The organism is Aeromicrobium sp. REDSEA-S38_B2 (genome assembly GCF_001628525.1).
In the GTDB taxonomy this organism is placed as follows: domain Bacteria; phylum Actinomycetota; class Actinomycetes; order Propionibacteriales; family Nocardioidaceae; genus Aeromicrobium; species Aeromicrobium erythreum.
In genome coordinates this window covers 1-17,248 of the sequence record NZ_LUNH01000026.1, presented here as the reverse complement: position 1 = coordinate 17,248, position 17,248 = coordinate 1, and the positions used below count along the sequence as shown (strand labels likewise).

General features: G+C 73.6%; 12 protein-coding genes and 1 pseudogene. 11 read left to right on the top strand and 2 right to left on the bottom strand.

Features of this window, described 5'->3' with window-relative positions; genetic code table 11:
- The first annotated feature begins 66 nt into the window (after nt 1-66).
- Nucleotides 67-3,594 (top strand): error-prone DNA polymerase, encoded by a 3,528-nt coding sequence (locus A6Q81_RS07065; RefSeq protein WP_286689987.1) that lies wholly within the window; start codon nt 67-69, stop codon nt 3,592-3,594.
- A 3-nt stretch (nt 3,595-3,597) separates the two neighbouring features.
- On the opposite strand, the gene A6Q81_RS07060 is transcribed toward A6Q81_RS07065, so the two are convergent.
- The gene (locus tag A6Q81_RS07060; protein ID WP_286689986.1) at nt 3,598-4,734 is read right to left on the bottom strand and encodes a GNAT family N-acetyltransferase; all 1,137 of its coding nucleotides are present in this window, start codon (nt 4,732-4,734) and stop codon (nt 3,598-3,600) included.
- Nucleotides 4,735-4,837: 103 nt separating this feature from the next.
- On the opposite strand from A6Q81_RS07060, the gene A6Q81_RS07055 reads away from it, so the two are divergent.
- From A6Q81_RS07055 to A6Q81_RS07020, 8 genes are all read left to right on the top strand, one after another.
- Nucleotides 4,838-5,518, top strand: a complete 681-nt coding sequence (locus tag A6Q81_RS07055) for an NUDIX hydrolase (RefSeq protein WP_286689985.1) — start codon at nt 4,838-4,840, stop codon at nt 5,516-5,518.
- Nucleotides 5,515-6,855, top strand: a complete 1,341-nt coding sequence (gene nadA / locus A6Q81_RS07050) for a quinolinate synthase NadA (protein WP_067856404.1) — start codon at nt 5,515-5,517, stop codon at nt 6,853-6,855. The genes A6Q81_RS07055 and nadA overlap by 4 nt, the downstream gene beginning before the upstream one ends.
- 1 nt (nt 6,856) lies before the next feature.
- A complete protein-coding gene (gene nadB / locus A6Q81_RS07045) occupies nt 6,857-8,419 on the top strand; it encodes an L-aspartate oxidase (protein ID WP_286689984.1) in 1,563 nt (520 codons plus the stop codon).
- Entirely contained in the window at nt 8,413-9,294 is an 882-nt protein-coding gene (nadC, locus tag A6Q81_RS07040; protein ID WP_286689983.1) for a carboxylating nicotinate-nucleotide diphosphorylase, read from the top strand. The genes nadB and nadC overlap by 7 nt, the downstream gene beginning before the upstream one ends.
- The gene (locus A6Q81_RS07035) at nt 9,291-10,424 is read left to right on the top strand and encodes a cysteine desulfurase family protein (RefSeq protein WP_067856413.1); all 1,134 of its coding nucleotides are present in this window, start codon (nt 9,291-9,293) and stop codon (nt 10,422-10,424) included. Before nadC ends, A6Q81_RS07035 begins: the two co-directional genes overlap by 4 nt.
- 61 nt (nt 10,425-10,485) lie before the next feature.
- Complete coding sequence (locus A6Q81_RS07030; protein ID WP_202967715.1) at nt 10,486-11,700, top strand: cysteine desulfurase family protein; 1,215 nt, start codon at nt 10,486-10,488, stop codon at nt 11,698-11,700.
- Nucleotides 11,700-12,806: a tRNA 2-thiouridine(34) synthase MnmA gene (gene mnmA, locus A6Q81_RS07025; protein ID WP_067856416.1), complete on the top strand. Its 1,107-nt coding sequence runs from the start codon at nt 11,700-11,702 to the stop codon at nt 12,804-12,806. The genes A6Q81_RS07030 and mnmA overlap by 1 nt, the downstream gene beginning before the upstream one ends.
- On the top strand, nt 12,803-13,774 hold the full coding sequence (locus A6Q81_RS07020) for a uroporphyrinogen decarboxylase/cobalamine-independent methonine synthase family protein (RefSeq protein WP_286689982.1): 972 nt from the start codon (nt 12,803-12,805) through the stop codon (nt 13,772-13,774). Before mnmA ends, A6Q81_RS07020 begins: the two co-directional genes overlap by 4 nt.
- 6 nt (nt 13,775-13,780) lie before the next feature.
- Here the strand turns inward: A6Q81_RS07020 and A6Q81_RS07015 are convergent, their stop codons facing one another.
- Nucleotides 13,781-13,957 (bottom strand): hypothetical protein, encoded by a 177-nt coding sequence (locus A6Q81_RS07015; protein ID WP_158509191.1) that lies wholly within the window; start codon nt 13,955-13,957, stop codon nt 13,781-13,783.
- A gap of 92 nt (nt 13,958-14,049) precedes the next feature.
- On the opposite strand from A6Q81_RS07015, the pseudogene ligA reads away from it, so the two are divergent.
- Nucleotides 14,050-16,398: pseudogene (ligA, locus tag A6Q81_RS07010) on the top strand (NAD-dependent DNA ligase LigA); the annotation flags it as partial.
- Nucleotides 16,381-17,248 (top strand): aminotransferase class V-fold PLP-dependent enzyme (locus tag A6Q81_RS17360; protein WP_502692806.1); only part of this gene is annotated, 868 nt, incomplete at its 3' end. The pseudogene ligA and the gene A6Q81_RS17360, both read left to right, overlap by 18 nt.

Here is a 17,248-nt window from a genome sequence, read left to right as displayed (position 1 = left end):
TCGCGGGGCCGTGAGCGCGTCCGCACCCCGCAAACGTCACGCTCAGCGGGGGAGGGGGAGGCGCTGATGGGCTGGAACAACCCCGACGTCACCTGGCGCGAGCTCGAGGCGCGGCTCTCCGGACGTCCGGCGCACGCCCTCCCGCAGGACCGGCGTGCCGACCGGCGCGGCCCGGTGCCCGGCACCGAGGACCTGGCACCCGACCCCGTCGACGGTCGCTTCCCCGATGGCGGGGACGGTCCCGCGTTCAGCCGTAAGCGCGCGCGCTACCGGGCTCCCGACGCCACGGACGGTGGCGGCCGGTGGCAGGACGGCGCGGACCAGGCGCCGACCGTGCCGTACGCCGAGCTGCACTGCCACAGCGACTTCAGCTTCCTCGACGGCGCCAGCGCCCCCGAGGTCCTGGTCGAGCAGGCCGTCGACCTCGGGCTGGAGGCGCTGGCCCTGACCGACCACGACGGCTTCTACGGTGTGGCCCGCTTCGCCGAGGCGGCACAGGAGCTGGGCCTGCCGACGGTCTTCGGCGCGGAGCTGTCGCTCGGCCTCACGGCACCGCAGCAGGGGGTGCCCGACCCCGAGGGCAGCCACCTGCTCGTGCTCGCCCGCGGTGTGGAGGGCTACCACCGGCTGGCCTCCGCCATCACCGAGGCGCAGCTGGCCGGCGACGAGAAGGGCCGACCGGTCTACGACCTCGAGCAGCTGGCCGAGCAGGGCCGCGGGCACTGGCACGTGCTCACCGGCTGCCGCAAGGGCTTCGTGCGCCAGGCGCTCGCCACCGGCGGCCCGGCCGACGCGTCCCGCGCACTGCGCCGTCTGGTCGACCTGTTCGGCGCCGACGCGGTCGACGTCGAGCTCACCCACCACGGCGGGCCGACCGACTCCACCGTGAACGACGTGCTGGCGGGGCTGGCCGCCGAGCACCACCTGCCCGTGGTGGCCACCGGCAACGTGCACGCGGCGACCCCGGGACGCACCCGGCTGGCCCAGGCGATGGCAGCCGTCCGGGCCCGCCGCAGCCTCACCGACATGGACGGCTGGCTGGCGGCCTCGGGCCAGGCGTACCTGCGCTCGGGCGCGGAGATGCAGGCCCGGTTCGGCCGGTACCCCGGTGCGGTGGCGCGCTCGGTCGACGTCGCCCGGGCCGCGGCGTTCGACCTGCGGCGAGCGGCCCCGCGGCTGCCGCAGACCGAGGTGCCCGCCGGGTACACGCCGATGGAGTACCTGCGCGAGCTGGTGCGCCGGGGTGCCGACGAGCTCTACGCGCACGACCGCGACCGCGCCGAGGAACGGCTGCAGCGGGAGCTGGCCGTCATCGAGGCGAAGGGCTTCTGCGGCTACTTCCTCATCGTCCACGACATCGTCGCCGAGGCCCGACGTCGCGGGATCCTGTGCCAGGGTCGCGGCTCGGCCGCGAACTCCGCGGTCTGCTACGCGCTGCGCATCACGGCGGTCGACTCGATGCTCTACGACCTGCCGTTCGAGCGCTTCCTGGCCGCCACCCGCGACGAGGAGCCCGACATCGACGTCGACTTCGACGCCGACCGCCGGGAGGAGATCATCCAGTGGGTCTACGACCAGTTCGGCCGGCGCAACGCCGCGCAGGTGGCCAACGTGATCAGCTACCAGCCGCGGTCGGCGGTGCGCGACGTCGCCAAGGCGCTGGGCTACTCGGTGGGTCAGCAGGACGCGTGGAGCAAGGGCATCGAGTCGTGGCGGGCCGTCGAGACGGCCGAGGACCACCCCCTGCCGCCGCTGGTGCGCGAGCTCGCCGAGCAGCTGCTGAAGACGCCTCGCCACCTGGGCATCCACTCCGGTGGCATGGTGCTCACCGAGCGGCCGGTGGGCGAGGTGGTGCCGATCGAGCGGGCCCGCATGGACAAGCGCACCGTGCTGCAGTGGGACAAGGACGACTGCGCGTGGATGGGGCTGGTCAAGTTCGACCTGCTCGGCCTCGGGATGCTCGGGGCGATCCAGCACACGTTCGACCTGCTGGCCGAGCACACGGGGGAGCGGTGGGACCTCGCGTCGATCCCGAAGGAGGAGCGCGGAGTCTTCGACATGCTCTGCCTGGCGGACTCGGTGGGCGTGTTCCAGGTCGAGAGCCGGGCCCAGATCGGCACCCTGCCGCGTCTTCGGCCGCGCTCGTACTACGACCTCGTCATCGAGATCGCCCTCATCCGCCCGGGCCCCATCCAGGGCGGGGCGGTGCACCCGTACATCCGTCGCCGACTGGGCAAGGAGCCGGTCGACCACATCCACCCGCTGCTGAAGCCGGTGCTGGAGCGCACGATGGGCGTACCGCTGTTCCAGGAGCAGCTCATGCAGATCGCGATGACGGTGGGCGACTGCACGGGTGACGACGCCGACCTGCTGCGGCGGGCGATGGGCTCCAAGCGCGGGACGGAGCGGATCGAGCGCCTGCGCGAGACCCTGTACGCCGGCATGCAGCGCCACGGCATCACGGGGGAGACCGCCGACGGGATCTACGAGCGGATCCAGGCGTTCGCGAACTTCGGGTTCGCCGAGAGCCACGCGCTCAGCTTCGGGCTGCTGGTGTACGCGAGCAGCTGGCTGAAGCTGCACGCCCCGGCGGCGTTCCTGGCGGCGCTGCTGCGCTCGCAGCCGATGGGCTTCTACTCCCCGCAGTCGCTCACCGCCGACGCCCGCCGGCACGGGGTGGAGGTCCGCCGACCCTGCATCGCCCGTTCCCAGGTCCACGCCGACCTGGAGCTCCTCGTCGCGGGCCAGGGGGCCGGGACCCCGACCGGGCTCGACACCTGCACCCACCGTGAGCAGCCCCCGACGGGCGACTTCGACGACACGCAGGACCGCGACGTGCTGCAGGCCCGGCTGGCCGAGCACCGGCGCGACGGCCACCACGCGGTGCGGCTGGGGCTCACGGAGGTGCAGGGCATCGGGCAGGCCGACGCCGAGCGCGTCGTGGCGGCCCGGGCGGAGCGTGCGTTCACCGACATGGCCGACGTGGTGCGCCGCACGCGGTTGTCGGTGGCGCAGATGGAGGCCCTGGCCACGGCAGGGGCGTTCGACGTGTTCGGCCTCAGCAGACGCCAGGCGCTGTGGAACGCGGGCTACACCGACGCGCCCGACCTGCTGGAGGGCACGGCCGTGCAGGCACCGCCGCCGATGCTGCCGGGCATGAGCGACGTCGAGCTGACCACGGCCGACCTGTGGGCCACGCGCATCTCGCCCACCGACCACCCGTTCGTGCACCTGCGTCCCCTGCTGGTGCGCGAGGAGGTCCGCGCGGTGCAGGAGTGCGCGTCGCTCGGCACGGGTCGGCGGATCCGGGTGGCCGGGCTCATCACCCACAAGCAGCGTCCGTACACGGCGTCGGGCGTCACGTTCCTCAACCTGGAGGACGAGACGGGGATGCTCAACGTGGTGGTGTTCGCCGACGTCTGGGAGCAGCACCGCCGGGTGCTGCAGAACGCGGCCGGCGTGGTCGTGCGGGGGATCGTCGAGAACGTCGAGGGCGCCACGAACCTGCGGGCGGAGCGGATCGAGCGGATCGAGACCCTCTACCCCGAGACGGCGACCGCGATCGGACGGCACCGGTCGCGCGACTTCCGCTGAGCGTCAGAAGTAGTCGTGCACCGTCACCGGGCCGCGCGTGAACAGCAGGTCCCACGTGACGTCGTCGGCGGGGTCGCCTCCGACGTGGCCCAGCGAGCGCAGGGTGGCCGAGGTCGCCGCGCCGGCGAACGTCAGCGCCAGGCCACCGCGCGTGAACGTGCGGCCGCCCGCCGACGTGCCCGCGGGCTCGACGTGCCCGGAGCCGTCGGCGACCACGAGGGTGAAGGAGCGCCCGTCGACGGAGAACGGGAGGCGGGTGTCGATGCCGGGGTGCACGCGCGGCAGACCGAGGGCGGCCGGGTCGAGCACCGCCAGCGCGTAGGGGGCCGACGAGACCGTCTCCGGGTGCGCCGCGCGCAGCAGGTGCTGCCACGGCGGCACGCCGCTGGTGCGGATCCGGACGGTCGGGGTGACCGACGCGAACGTCGACAGCAGGCTCAGCAGGGAGCGCAGCGCGTCGGCGTCGTCGGCCATCAGCTGCCCGACCACCAGCTCGCCCTCGGCGCCGTACCCGCGGCCGCGGTCCCACGACACGTAGCCGATGACCTCGCCCTCGCGCTCGGCGACGCTCACCCCGCTGACGCGCAGGGTCGGCGACTCCGTGAAGAGCGGTCCGGTGCGCGCGAGCGGACCGTTCTCGCGGGCCGCCGCGCGGTCGTGTACGGCGCGGATCGCGTCGTCGTCGGCCGAGGTGGCCCGCCGCACGGGGGTGCTGCCGCCCACGGCGAGCGCATGGGTCGGCAGACGCACGTCGTCGAGCGAGGAGACCGTCTCGAACCCGAACCGCCGGTAGAGCGCGGGCGCGGTGGCGTACAGCGTCGAGACCAGCGCGCCACGCTCCCGGGCCTCGGCCAGCATGGCCGTGAACAGCGGACGGAGCAGACCGGCTCCGCGGTGCTCGGGCGCGACCGTGACCCCGCCGATCCCCGCCGTCGGCACGCGGACACCGCCGAACCACGACGCGTACTCGCGGTCCAGCGCCGTCGCGACGATGCGCCCGTCGACCTCCGCCCCCCACCAGCGCTTGCCGGCGACGATGAGGGGGACGGGCGGCTCCGGCGGGTCGAAGGCGCCGAACGCCTCGGTGAACTGGCGTCGCATGACGTCCTCGTCGGCCTCGGTCAGGCGGCGGATCTGCATGACCCCCATCCTGGCCGGTGCCCGAGGGGTGAGATGCGCCGCACTTCGAGTTGAGCCGACCAGAAGGTGGGGTTAAGGTCAGGTCAACCCGAAGGGAGTGGCGATGCGCACCGACGTCGAGACCGACACCGGCCAGGTCAGCCTGGCGGTGTCCACGGTCATCTTCGCGCTGCGCCCGCACCCCACGACGGGCCGTACGACCCTGTGGCTGCCGCTCGTGCGCCGCATCCGCGAGCCGTACGAGGGGCGTTGGGCCCTCCCGGGCGGCCCGCTGCGCCCCGACGAGGACCTCGCGGCCTCGGCGCGCCACACGCTCGAGCGCACCACCGGCCTGGCGCCGCGACACCTCGAGCAGCTCTACTCCTTCGGCGCGGTCGACCGCTCGCCCGAGGACCGCGTGGTCTCGATCGTCTACTGGGCGCTGGTGCGACCCGACGAGGACGCCCGGGCCACCGACGGCGAGAACGTCGAGTGGTTCGTCGCCGACGACGTGCGCGGGCTCGCCTTCGACCACGACACGATCCTCCGCTACGCCCTGGCGCGTCTGCGGGCCAAGATCACGTACTCGCCGATCGCGTTCGCCTTCGTCACGCCCGAGTTCACGCTGGCCGACCTGCGCGCCGTGCACGAGGCCGTGCTCGATCGCTCGCTCGACCCCGCCAACTTCCGCCGCCAGGTCCTGGCGAGCGGGACCGTCACCGCCACCGGCTCCTACCTCACCGGCACGAGCCACCGTCCGCCCGCGCTGTACCGGCGCGCGGCTCTCCCCGAGGAGATCCGATGACCAGCACCCTGTCCACCGGTCCCGTCCCCACCGGCTCCGTCCACGACGTCGTCACCGCACGGCCCGGCGACACGTGCGACGCCGAGCTCGCCGAGGGCCCGTGGCTCTTCGACCTCGTGCCGGGCTACGGCCCCGGGGCGTCCGAGGACGACGTCGTGCCCGAGCCGGTGGTGCGTCCCGGCCAGCTGCCCGTGGCCTACCAGCGGATGGACGACGCCGACCTGCACGAGCGGATCCGCGCGGCGAAGGAGGCGCTCGGCGACCGGCTCGTCGTGCTCGGGCACTTCTACCAGCGCGACGAGGTCGTGCAGCACGCCGACTTCGTGGGCGACTCCTTCCAGCTCGCCAACGCCGCGCTCACCCGCCCCGACGCCGAGACCATCGTCTTCTGCGGCGTGCACTTCATGGCCGAGACCGCCGACATCCTCGCGCGGCCGGAGCAGCACGTGATCCTGCCCAACCTGGCCGCCGGCTGCTCCATGGCCGACATGGCCGACGAGGAGTCGGTCGAGACGGCGTGGGAGGAGCTCGAGCGCGTCTACGCCGACCCCGTCACGGGCATGGGTCCCGACGCCGACGGCAAGGTGCCGGTCCTGCCGGTCACCTACATGAACTCCTCGGCCGCCCTCAAGGCGTTCTGCGGCCGGCACGGCGGCATCGTCTGCACGTCGTCGAACGCCGCCACGGTGCTGGAGTGGGCGTTCGAGCGGGCGCACCGCGTGCTCTTCTTCCCCGACCAGCACCTCGGCCGCAACACGGCCAAGGCCCTGGGCGTGCCGCTGGACCGCATGCCGATGTGGAACCCGCGCAAGCCGCTCGGGGGCAACACCGAGGAGCAGCTGCACGACGCGCAGGTGCTGCTGTGGCACGGCTTCTGCTCAGTGCACAAGCGGTTCACCGTCGCGCAGATCGAGCAGGCGCGCGCGGAGCACCCCGGCGTCAAGGTGGTCGTGCACCCCGAGTGCCCGATGCCGGTCGTCGACGCTGCCGACGCGGCCGGCTCGACGGACCTCATCCGCAAGTACGTAGCGGCCAGCCAGCCCGGCGACGTCATCGCCATCGGCACCGAGGTCAACCTCGTGAACCGGCTCGCGGCGGAGCACCCCGACCGCACGATCTTCTGCCTCGACCCCGTCGTGTGCCCCTGCTCGACGATGTACCGGATCCACCCGGGCTACCTCGCCTGGGTGCTCGACGGGTTGCTCGAGGGGGAGGTGCGCAACGAGATCGTCGTGCCCGACGACGTCGCGCGCGACGCCAAGGTCGCCCTGGAGCGCATGCTCGCCGCGCGACCGAAGGACGCCTCCCCGGTCCCCGTCTCGGGGAGGGGTGCCTGACGTGAGGCACGTGGTCGTCGTCGGCAGCGGCGTCGCCGGACTCACCGCGGCGCTGGAGGCGGCAGCTCGTCCCGGGGTGCGGGTCACGCTGCTCACGAAGGCCGACCTCGTCACCAGCAACACCAGCTGGGCGCAGGGCGGCGTGGCGGTGGTCACCGACCCCGCCGACAGCGTCGCGTCGCACGTGGCCGACACGCTGGCCGCCGGTGCCGGGCTGTCGGACGAGGCGGCCGTGCAGGTGCTCTGCGCCGCTGGTCCCGACGCGGTCGCCGCCCTCGTGCGGCGCGGAGTGCGCTTCGACGTGCACCAGGGCGAGCTGGCCCGGGGCCTGGAGGCCGCCCACTCCCACGGGCGGATCCTGCACGCCGGTGGCGACGCGACGGGTGCGGCCATCTCCGACGCCCTGGTCGAGAGGGTGCGCGCGAGCGACGTCGACGTGCGCGAGCGGACGATGGCCGTCGACCTCGTCGTCGACGGGGGCGTCGTCAGGGGCGTCGTGCTCCTCGACGGCACGGTGCTGAACGGTGACCAGGTGGTGCTCGCCACCGGGGGAGCAGGGCAGCTCTACCCGTACACGACCAACCCCGCCGTCGCTACGGGCGACGGCCTGGCGATGGCGCTGCGTGCGGGTGCGGTCGCCGCCGACCTCGAGCTCTACCAGTTCCACCCGACCGCCCTCGCGGTCCCGGGCAGCCCGCTCGTGTCCGAGGCCGTGCGGGGGGAGGGTGCCGTCCTGCGCGCCGCGGACGGCCACCGGTTCATGTTCGACGTCCACCCCGACGCCGAGCTCGCCCCTCGTGACGTCGTGGCGCGGGGGATCGCGGAGCAGATGGCTCGCCAGGGCGGTGCGCCGGTGCTGCTCGACGCCACCGCCCTCGGGGCCGACTTCCTCGCCCGCCGCTTCCCGACCATCGACGCGTCGGTGCGCTCGTTCGGGCTCGACTGGGGCCGCGAGCCGGTCCCCGTCGCCCCGGCAGCCCACTACTTCATGGGCGGCGTGCGGACCGACCTCTGGGGACGCACGTCGTTGCCGGGTCTGCTGGCCGTCGGCGAGGTCGCCTGCAACGGGCTGCACGGAGCCAACCGGCTCGCGTCGAACTCGCTGCTCGAGGGGGCGGTGTACGGACGGCGGGTGGTCGAGGCCGCGGTGGCCGCGCCGCGTGCGGCCGACGACGTCGACGAGAGCTGGGCGGCACCCGTCCTCGTGCCTCCCGCGGACACCGACGACCCGTTGCCGCTCATCCGGACCGACCTGCAGCGGCTGCTGTGGGACACGGCCGGGCTGCGGCGCGACGAGGTCGGACTGCGGCACGCGGTGGAGACCCTGCAGCGGGTCGACACGAGCGTCCCCTCGGGTGGTGACGTGAAGGCGGTCGAGGACGCCAACCTGCGCACCGTTGCGCGGGCGCTGGTCGTCTCGGCGCTGGAGCGTCGGGAGTCGCGCGGTGGTCACTTCCGCATCGACGCTCCCGCTCCGGGGCCGGTGGCCCGGCACAGTGCCGTGGTGCTCGCCCGGACCACCGCTCCGCGTCGAGTCGGGGCGACGGCAGGTGCCGCGTGCTGACCCGACGCCAGGTGCGACGTGTCGTCGACCTCGCCCTCGACGAGGACGCGCCGTCCGGCGACCTCACGTCGGAGGTGTTCGTGCCGGCGACCGCCGTTGCCCGAGCGTCGGTCGTGGCCCGCGAGGCCGGCGTCATGGCCGGCGGCGACGTGCTCGTCGAGACGTTCGCCGCGGTCGACCCGGCGGTCGTGGTCGAGGTCCTGCGCGCCGACGCCGAACCGTTCGCCGCGGGTGACGTCCTGGCGACCGTCGTGGGCCCCGCACGGGCCGTGCTGCGCGGGGAGCGCGTGGCCCTCAACCTCGTCCAGCGCCTGTGCGGCATCGCGACCCTCACGGCCCGGTACGTCGAGGCGGTCGAGGGGACGGGCGTCCGGATCGTCGACACCCGCAAGACCACGCCCGGGCTGCGGGCGCTGGAGCGGCACGCGGTCCGCTGCGGTGGCGGGCGCAACCACCGCTTCTCGCTCTCCGACGCCGTGATGGCGAAGGACAACCACCTCGCGCTCGTCGACGACGTGACCGCCGCGATCCGTCAGGCGCGCGAGCAGCTGCCGCACACGACCCACGTCGAGGTCGAGGTCGACCGTCTCGACCAGGTGGAGGCCGTGCTGGCCGGCGGTGTCGACACGATCATGCTCGACAACTTCACGCCCGACGAGCTGCGGGCGGGGGTCGCGCTCGTCGCGGGTCGCGCGATCGTCGAGGCGAGCGGCGGCATCACGCTCGAGACCGTCGGCGAGGTGGCGCGCGCCGGCGTCGACGTGATCAGCGTCGGTGCCCTGACCCACTCCGTCCGCGCGCTCGACCTCGGGCTCGACGTCGAGGTCGGCGGGGCCGGAGGTGCCGGGTCGCAGGTGGCGGGACCGGCGACGTGATCTACCTCGACGAGGCGGCCACCACGCCGCTGCGCCGCGACGTGCTCGCCGCCATGGGCCCCTACCTCGGTCCGGCGTTCGGGAACCCGTCGAGCCACCACGAGATCGGCGACGCCGCCCGTGCCGGCCTGGAGCAGGCGCGCGCCGACGTCGCCGAGGCTCTCGGTGCGCGCGCCGGCGAGGTCACGTTCACCTCTGGGGGGACCGAGGCGGCGAACACGGCCGTCAAGGGCATCGCACTCGCCCAGCCGCGGGGACGCCACGTGGTCGTGAGCGCCGTCGAGCACCCGGCGGTCCTGGAGTCGGCCCGCTGGCTCGGCCGCATCGGCTACGACGTCACCGAGCTCGAGGTCGACGGCGACGGTCTCGTCGACCCCGGCCACCTGGCTGCGGTGCTGCGCGACGACACGACCGTGGTGAGCGTGCAGCACGCCAGCAACGAGGTCGGCACCGTCCAGCCGGTCGCCGCGCTGGCGGAGGTGGCGGCGCGACACGGGGTCCCGTTCCACACCGACGCGGTCCAGTCGGCGGCCTGGCCCGACCACGACGGGCTGACGCTCGACGTCGGAGTGCTCGGCGTCCAGGCGCTCAGCCTCTCGGCGCACAAGCTCGGCGGACCGAAGGGCGTCGGGATGCTGTGGGTGCGTCGGGGCGTGCGCGTCGAGCCGCTCGTCCACGGCGGCGGCCAGCAGGGCGGTCGACGCTCCGGCACCGAGGACGTGGCGGGTGCCGTCGGTCTCGCGGCTGCGCTGCGGCTCACGCGCTCGGCCGGCACGTCGGCGGCGGAGGTGGCGGCGCGGCGCGACCGCTTCGTCGCGGCGGTGCTGGAGTCGGTCCCGGGCGCCGCACTGACGGGACACCCGGTGCGTCGTCTCCCGGGGCACGCGTCGTTCGTGCTCCCCGGACGGTCGGGCGAGTCGGTGCTGCTCGACCTCGAGCGCCGCGGTGTGGTGTGCTCCAGCGGGTCGGCGTGCCACGCCGGCAGCGACGAGCCGAGCCACGTGCTGGTGGCCATGGGAGTGCCGTCGGAGGTGGCGCAGACGGCGGTGCGCTTCACCTTCGGGCGCTCGGTGACCGACGAGCAGCTCACCGACGCGGCGCGGGCGCTGGCCGACGTCTGCGGGCGGTGAGCGCGACGTCGCCGCCAGCGCGCGACGACGCGGTGGCGCGCCGGTCTACCCTGGTGACGTCATGACGTCCGAGAACAGCGCGCCGGCTTCCGTGGTCTACCTCGACCACGCGGCCACCACGCCGATGCACCCCGAGGCCGCGCAGGTGCTCACCGAGCAGCTGGCCCGCACGGGCAACGCGTCGAGCCTGCACGCCTCGGGCCGCGCCGCGCGGCGGGTCGTGGAGGAGTCGCGCGAGGTGATCGCGGAGTGCCTCGGCGCCCGCCCGTCCGAGGTCGTGTTCACCTCCGGGGGAACCGAGGCGAACAACCTGGCCATCAAGGGCCTGTACTGGGCCCGACGCGACGTCGATCCCGCCCGCGACCGCGTGCTGTTCAGCTCGATCGAGCACCACGCCCTGCTCGACCCCGTCACGTGGCTGGCCGCCCACGAGGGTGCCCGCATCGACACGACCCCCGTCGACCGACAGGGACGGGTCGTCGTGGAGCGGCTGCGCGAGCAGATCGAGGCCGACCCGGCGTCGGTCGCGGTGGTGACGACCATGTGGGCCAACAACGAGATGGGGACCGTGCAGCCGGTCGACGACGTCGTCGCGCTGGCGAAGGAGCACGCGATCCCGGTGCACAGCGACGCCGTGCAGGCCGCCGGCTACCTCCCGCTCGACTTCGCCGCCTCCGGGCTCGACGCCATGACGGTCACCGCGCACAAGCTCGGCGGGCCCGTGGGGGTGGGTGCGCTGCTGGTGCGTCGTGAGGTGGCCCCCGTGCCCCTCGTCCACGGTGGCGGGCAGGAGCGCGACCTGCGCTCCGGGACCGTCGGGGTGGCGCTGATCGCCGCGTTCGCGCGGGCGCTCGAGATCACCGTCGAGCGACAGGCCGAGGTCTCGGCGCGGATCGAGCGCCTGCGGCAGAGGCTGGTCACCGGTCTCCTGCAGGCCGTCCCCGACGCCGTCGTCAACGGCGACCCGGAGCCCGGTCCGCAGCACCGGCTCCCGAACATCGCCCACGTGACGTTCCCGGGCTGCGAGGGCGACGCCATGCTCATGCTGCTCGACGCCCAGGGCATCGAGGTGTCCACGGGCTCGGCCTGCCAGGCGGGCGTCCCGCAGCCCAGCCACGTGCTCCTCGCCATGGGCTACGACGACGCCGCCGCCCGCGGGTCGCTGCGGCTGAGCCTGGGTCACACCTCCACCGAGGCCGACGTCGACCGGCTGCTCGCCGCGCTCCCGCAGGTGCGCGATCGCGCCGTCACGGCCTCCCTCGTCAGGGGACGCTGATGGCACGGCTCGTCGCCGCCATGTCGGGCGGGGTCGACTCCGCCGTCGCCGCGGCGCGCGCGGTCGAGGCCGGCCACGACGTCACCGGCGTGCACCTCGCGCTCAGCCGCAACCCGCGGTCGTACCGCTCCGGTGCGCGGGGCTGCTGTTCCATCGAGGACGCCGGCGACGCCCGCCGCGCCGCCGACGTGCTCGGCATCCCGTTCTACGTGTGGGACATGAGCACCGAGTTCGCCGACGAGGTGGTCGACGACTTCGTCGCCGAGTACGCGGCCGGCCGCACCCCGAACCCGTGCCTGCGCTGCAACGAGAAGATCAAGTTCGCCGCCGTGCTCGACCGCGCGCTCGCGCTGGGCTTCGACGGCGTCGTCACCGGCCACTACGCCCTCCTCGAGACCGGGGCGAGCGGCGACGTCGAGCTCCACCGGGCCCAGGACGCGGGCAAGGACCAGAGCTACGTGCTGGGCGTGCTCACGCAGGAGCAGCTCCGGCACTCGCACTTCCCGCTCGGGGGCTCGGTCAAGACCGAGGTGCGCGCCGAGGCCGCCCGTCGCGACCTGCAGGTGGCCACGAAGCCCGACAGCCACGACATCTGCTTCGTCGCCGACGGCGACAACGCCGGGTGGCTCGCCGAGCGGCTCGGCCCCCGCCCCGGGACGATCGTCGACGAGGACGGCACCGTCCTGCGCGAGCACGACGGCGCCTACGCCTACACGATCGGCCAGCGCCGGGGCCTGCGGCTGGGCGTGCCGGCCGACGACGGCAAGCCGCGCTTCGTGCTCGACATCGAGCCGGTCTCGGGCACGGTGACGGTGGGCCCGCGCGAGCGTCTCCTCGTCGACGTGCTGGAGGCCGACCGCCCGCTCTGGTGCGGCCCGGCGCCGGACGGTCCGCTCGAGTGCACCGTGCAGCTGCGCGCCCACGGCGCCGAGCACCGCGCCGTCGTCGAGGTCGACGGCGGCCTCGTCCGGGTGCGGCTGCACGACCCCGCCGAGGGCATCGCGCCCGGTCAGGCCGTCGTCGTCTACGTGGGCACCCGCGTGGTCGGCTCCGCCACCATCACGGCCACGTCGCGCGTCGAGGTCGGCGTCGGGGACGGCAGGTGAGGGCGACCGGCATCGGCTCCTTGCCCGGCGAGGACTACGCCGAGAGCGCCGCGATGGTGCTCGGCACGCTCGACGACCTCGTCTTCGTGCCCGAGCTCCCGGCGCGTGGCGTCGCCGCCCAGATGGTCGGCAGGTCGCTCGCCGTGCTCGACGGCCTGGGCGCCGACCTCCAGCCCGCCGGGTGGCGTCTGCTCGACGCCTCGGGGGTCGACCACCGTCGGGCCCGCTCCCTGCTCGCGCAGGACCTCGACGTCCTCGAGGAGGTCGCCCAGGACCGGGAGGGCACCGTCAAGCAGCAGGTGGCCGGACCGTGGACGTTGGCGGCGACCGTCGAGCTCCAGCGGGGCGAGAAGGTCCTGTCCGACCACGGGGCACGGCGCGACCTCGCGCACGCGCTCGCGTCGGGGGTGGGCGACCACGTGGCGTCGCTGCGTCGGCGCTTCCCGCGCTCGCCGCTCGTGGTGCAGGTCGACGAGCCGGCCCTGCCCGCGGTGCTGGCCGCGCAGGTGCCGACGTCGTCCGGCTTCGGCCGCTACCGCACCGTCGACCTGCCCGAGGCCGACGCGCTGCTGCGGCTCGTCGTCGACGCCGTCCGCGACGCCGGGGCGATGCCGGTGGCGCACTGCTGCGCGCCCGCGGTCCCCGTCTCCCTGCTGCGCGGAGCCGGCTTCGACGCCGTCGCGTTCGACCTCGGCCTGGTCGAGGCGGCCACCGGCGGGGGTGCGGATGCCTGGGCCGAGGCCTTCGAGGCAGGGACGGACCTCTGGGTCGGGGCGCTGCCGTCGACCGACGTCGCGTTCGACCCGGCCGCGTCCCGACGTCGGATCGAGGACTGGACCGGACGGCTCGGGTTCGGCGAGGACGCCTGGCACGACCGCGTCGTGATCACGCCGGCCTGCGGTCTCGCGGGCGCGTCGCCCGCCTTCGCCCGCCGCGTGCTCGCGGAGGCCGTGGGACTGGCGCGCTGAGGTGCGCTAGACGATCTCGTCAGGGTCGGGCCGCGACCCGAGACGCACCACGGCGATGCCGACCACCACGGCGACCCCGCACGCGAGGTCGGCGGCGAGCCCGTCGAGGACGAAGAACCCGACGAGCCCCGCCACGACGAGCAGGGCTCCGAGGACGATCGGGACGAGGCGTCGGGGGCTCATGCGTCCACCGTGTCAGGTCGCTGCCGACGTCGCACCCGCGGCGCGTCCGTCGGCTCGTCGACGAGGGGTGGACGTCGGAGGTCGGTCCTAGGATGAACGACGTGACCGAGGCCCCGCAGAACCCGTTGGACCTGACCCTCGACCAGGCGCGTGCCGAGGCCGAGCAGCTCGTCGAGCGCATCAACGAGGCCCGCGACGCGTACTACGGCGACGACGACTCCCGGGTCGACGACCAGACCTACGACGGCTGGATGCACCGGCTCGAGGCGCTCGAGCGGCTGCACCCCGAGGTCCAGGGTCAGGACTCGCCGACCCTCTCGGTGGGCGCTGCCCGCAGCTCCGAGCTCGCGCCGGTCGAGCACGCCGAGCGCATGCTCAGCCTCGACAACGTCTTCTCGCCCGAGGAGCTCACCGCGTGGTGCGAGAAGACGCGTGCCTCGGCGGGGCGCGACGTCCGGTGGCTCACCGAGGTCAAGATCGACGGCCTGGCGCTCTCCTTGCGCTACGAGCACGGCCGGCTCGTCAGCGCCGCGACCCGCGGCGACGGCAGGGTCGGCGAGGACGTCACCACCAACGCGGTGCGGCTGCCCGGCGTGCCGCGGCGGCTCGACGGCGAGGGACACCCGCCGATCGTCGAGGTCCGCGGGGAGGTCTTCATCGCGGTCGCCGCGTTCGAGCGGCTCAACGCGCTCCAGGCCGACCTGCGCGAGCGGGTCGTGGCCGAGATGACCGGGCGAGGGGTCGAGCAGGACCGGGCCGAGGCCGCCGCCGCCCGACGCTTCCCGGCGTTCGCCAACCCGCGCAACGCGGCCAGCGGCGGCCTGCGCCAGCTGCTGGGCAAGAAGGACGGGCTCGAGCGCGAGGCGGGGGAGGCGCGGATCGAGGCGCTGTCCCTCTACGTGCACGGCATCGGCGCGTGGGAGCGTCCGCCGGTCGCGGCACAGAGCGAGGTCTACGACCTGCTCGGGTCGTGGGGTCTGCCCACCAGCCCGCACTCGCGGGTCTACGACTCCGTCGACGACCTCCTCGCCCGCGTCGCCGAGCTCGGCCAGGACCGGCACGCCATCGAGCACGAGATCGACGGTGTCGTCGTCAAGGTCGACGAGCTCGCGCTGCACCCGGAGCTCGGCGAGACGAGTCGCGCGCCCCGCTGGGCGATCGCCTACAAGTTCCCGCCCGAGGAGGTGCACACCCGCCTGCTCGACATCGTCGTCTCCGTGGGCCGCACCGGTCGGGCCACGCCGTTCGCCGTCATGGAGCCGGCGCAGGTCGCCGGCAGCGTCGTGCGGCAGGCCACGCTGCACAACAAGGACGTCGTCCGGCAGAAGGGCGTGCTCATCGGTGACACGGTCGTCCTGCGCAAGGCCGGCGACGTCATCCCCGAGGTCCTCGGCCCGGTCGCGGAGCTGCGCGACGGCAGCGAGGTCGAGTTCGTCATGCCCGACGACTGCCCGGTGTGCGGCACCCCGCTGCGGCCCATGAAGGAGGGCGACATCGACCTGCGCTGTCCGAACGCGCAGACCTGCCCGGCGCAGGTGCGCGGCCGGGTCGAGCACGTCGGGTCGAGGGGTGCGCTCGACATCGAGGCGCTCGGCGAGGTCACGGCCGCCGCGCTCACGCAGCCGACGGTGCCGGAGGAGCCGCCCTTGCGTAGCGAGGCGGGTCTGTTCGACCTCGACCTCGACACGCTCGTGCCGATCGAGGTGGTCGTGCGCGACGCCGAGACCGGCGAGCCCCGCATCGACGAGCGGACGGGCGAGCCGGTACGACGTGCACCCTTCCAGCGGGTCGAGGTCACCTACCCGCCCGGCTTCGAGGACGCGTCGCCCGCGGAGCGTCGGGCCGCGGGCGTGCGCAAGAACCACCGCGTCCTGCACCCGTCGGCGCAGGCCCTCACGCTGGTCGACGAGCTCGAGAAGGCCAAGACGAAGGACTTCTGGCGCCAGCTCGTGGCACTGTCGATCCGCCACGTCGGCCCGGTCGCAGCACGGGCGCTGGCGCAGTACTTCGGCTCCCTCGAGGCGATCCGCGCGGCCGACCGCGACACGCTCGCGCAGGTCGACGGTGTCGGCCCGATCATCGCCGACTCGCTGCTGGAGTGGCTCGCCGTCGACTGGCACCAGGAGATCCTGGACCGCTGGAGCGCGGCCGGCGTCCGGTTCGCGATACCGGACCACCCGGGTCCCGGCGCGGCGTCCACCGGCGGCGGCACGCTCGACGGGCTGACGATCGTCGTCACCGGCTCCCTCGAGGACTTCACCCGCGATTCCGTCAAGGAGGCGATCCTCGAGCACGGCGGCAAGGCCGCCGGGTCGGTGAGCAAGAAGACCGACTACGTCGTCGTCGGCGACAACCCCGGCTCCAAGGCCGACAAGGCCGAGCAGCTCGGCGTCCCCATCCTCGACGAGGCAGCCTTCAAGACGCTGCTCGCCGAGGGCCCTCCGCGCGAGGAGCCGGACGCTGACGCGGGGGACGAGGCCACCGCCGACGAGGCGACCACGGCGCTGGAGGGCGCAAGGGAGCGAATATCCTCGTACTTCGGAACCTCTCCCGACCAGATGATCTACACCAGCGGGGCTACCGAGGCGATCAACCTGGCAGCCTACGGCTGGGCGAGGGAGAACCTCAGCGAGGGCGACGTCGTCGTCCTGACCGAGATGGAGCACCACGCGGACATCGTTCCTTGGCAGCAGATGTCCGTCGACAACGGTATCGAGGTCAGGTATGTGCCCATCGACACCGCGTCATTCACTCTCGACATGGATGCCTTCGAAGTGGCTATCGAAGGCGCCTCTCTGGTCTGCGTCGTCCACACCAGCAATGTCCTGGGCGTGCGCAATCCGATAGAGAATATCATCGAGATGTCGCATGCCGCCGGCGCGCGGGGGCTCATAGACTGCGCCCAGGGAGCCCCACACGAGAGAATCGACTTCGACTCACTGGGGGCGGACTTCGTCGCCATATCTGCTCACAAGATGGCTGGGCCCACTGGCATAGGCTGCCTGCTCGTCAGACGCGACGCGATGGCCGAGATGGCCCCGTTCATGACTGGCGGGTCGATGATTAAGCGAGTCTCGACCGAGGGCTCGACGTTCCAGGAAGGCCACGCTATGTTCGAGACCGGAACACCCCGAATCGCGGAGGCGATAGGCTGGGGGGCCGCTGTCGAATGGCTCGACCAGTTTGACATGAGAGAGGTGCACGAGCACATCAACGACATCGCCTCGTGGACCGCGTCCAGGATGAGGGAGATCCCTGGGATTAGAATCTACGGCGACCCGGACAGGGAGG

What these genes read in the sequence shown, in the direction of transcription:
- mnmA (WP_067856416.1), top strand. Translation starts at nt 11,700, where the DNA reads ATGGCACGGCTCGTCGCCGCCATGTCGGGCGGGGTCGACTCCGCCGTC.
- A6Q81_RS07015 (WP_158509191.1), bottom strand. Translation starts at nt 13,957, where the DNA reads ATGAGCCCCCGACGCCTCGTCCCGATCGTCCTCGGAGCCCTGCTCGTC.
- nadA (WP_067856404.1), top strand. Translation starts at nt 5,515, where the DNA reads ATGACCAGCACCCTGTCCACCGGTCCCGTCCCCACCGGCTCCGTCCAC.
- A6Q81_RS07055 (WP_286689985.1), top strand. Translation starts at nt 4,838, where the DNA reads ATGCGCACCGACGTCGAGACCGACACCGGCCAGGTCAGCCTGGCGGTG.
- A6Q81_RS07030 (WP_202967715.1), top strand. Translation starts at nt 10,486, where the DNA reads ATGACGTCCGAGAACAGCGCGCCGGCTTCCGTGGTCTACCTCGACCAC.
- A6Q81_RS07060 (WP_286689986.1), bottom strand. Translation starts at nt 4,734, where the DNA reads ATGCAGATCCGCCGCCTGACCGAGGCCGACGAGGACGTCATGCGACGC.
- A6Q81_RS07065 (WP_286689987.1), top strand. Translation starts at nt 67, where the DNA reads ATGGGCTGGAACAACCCCGACGTCACCTGGCGCGAGCTCGAGGCGCGG.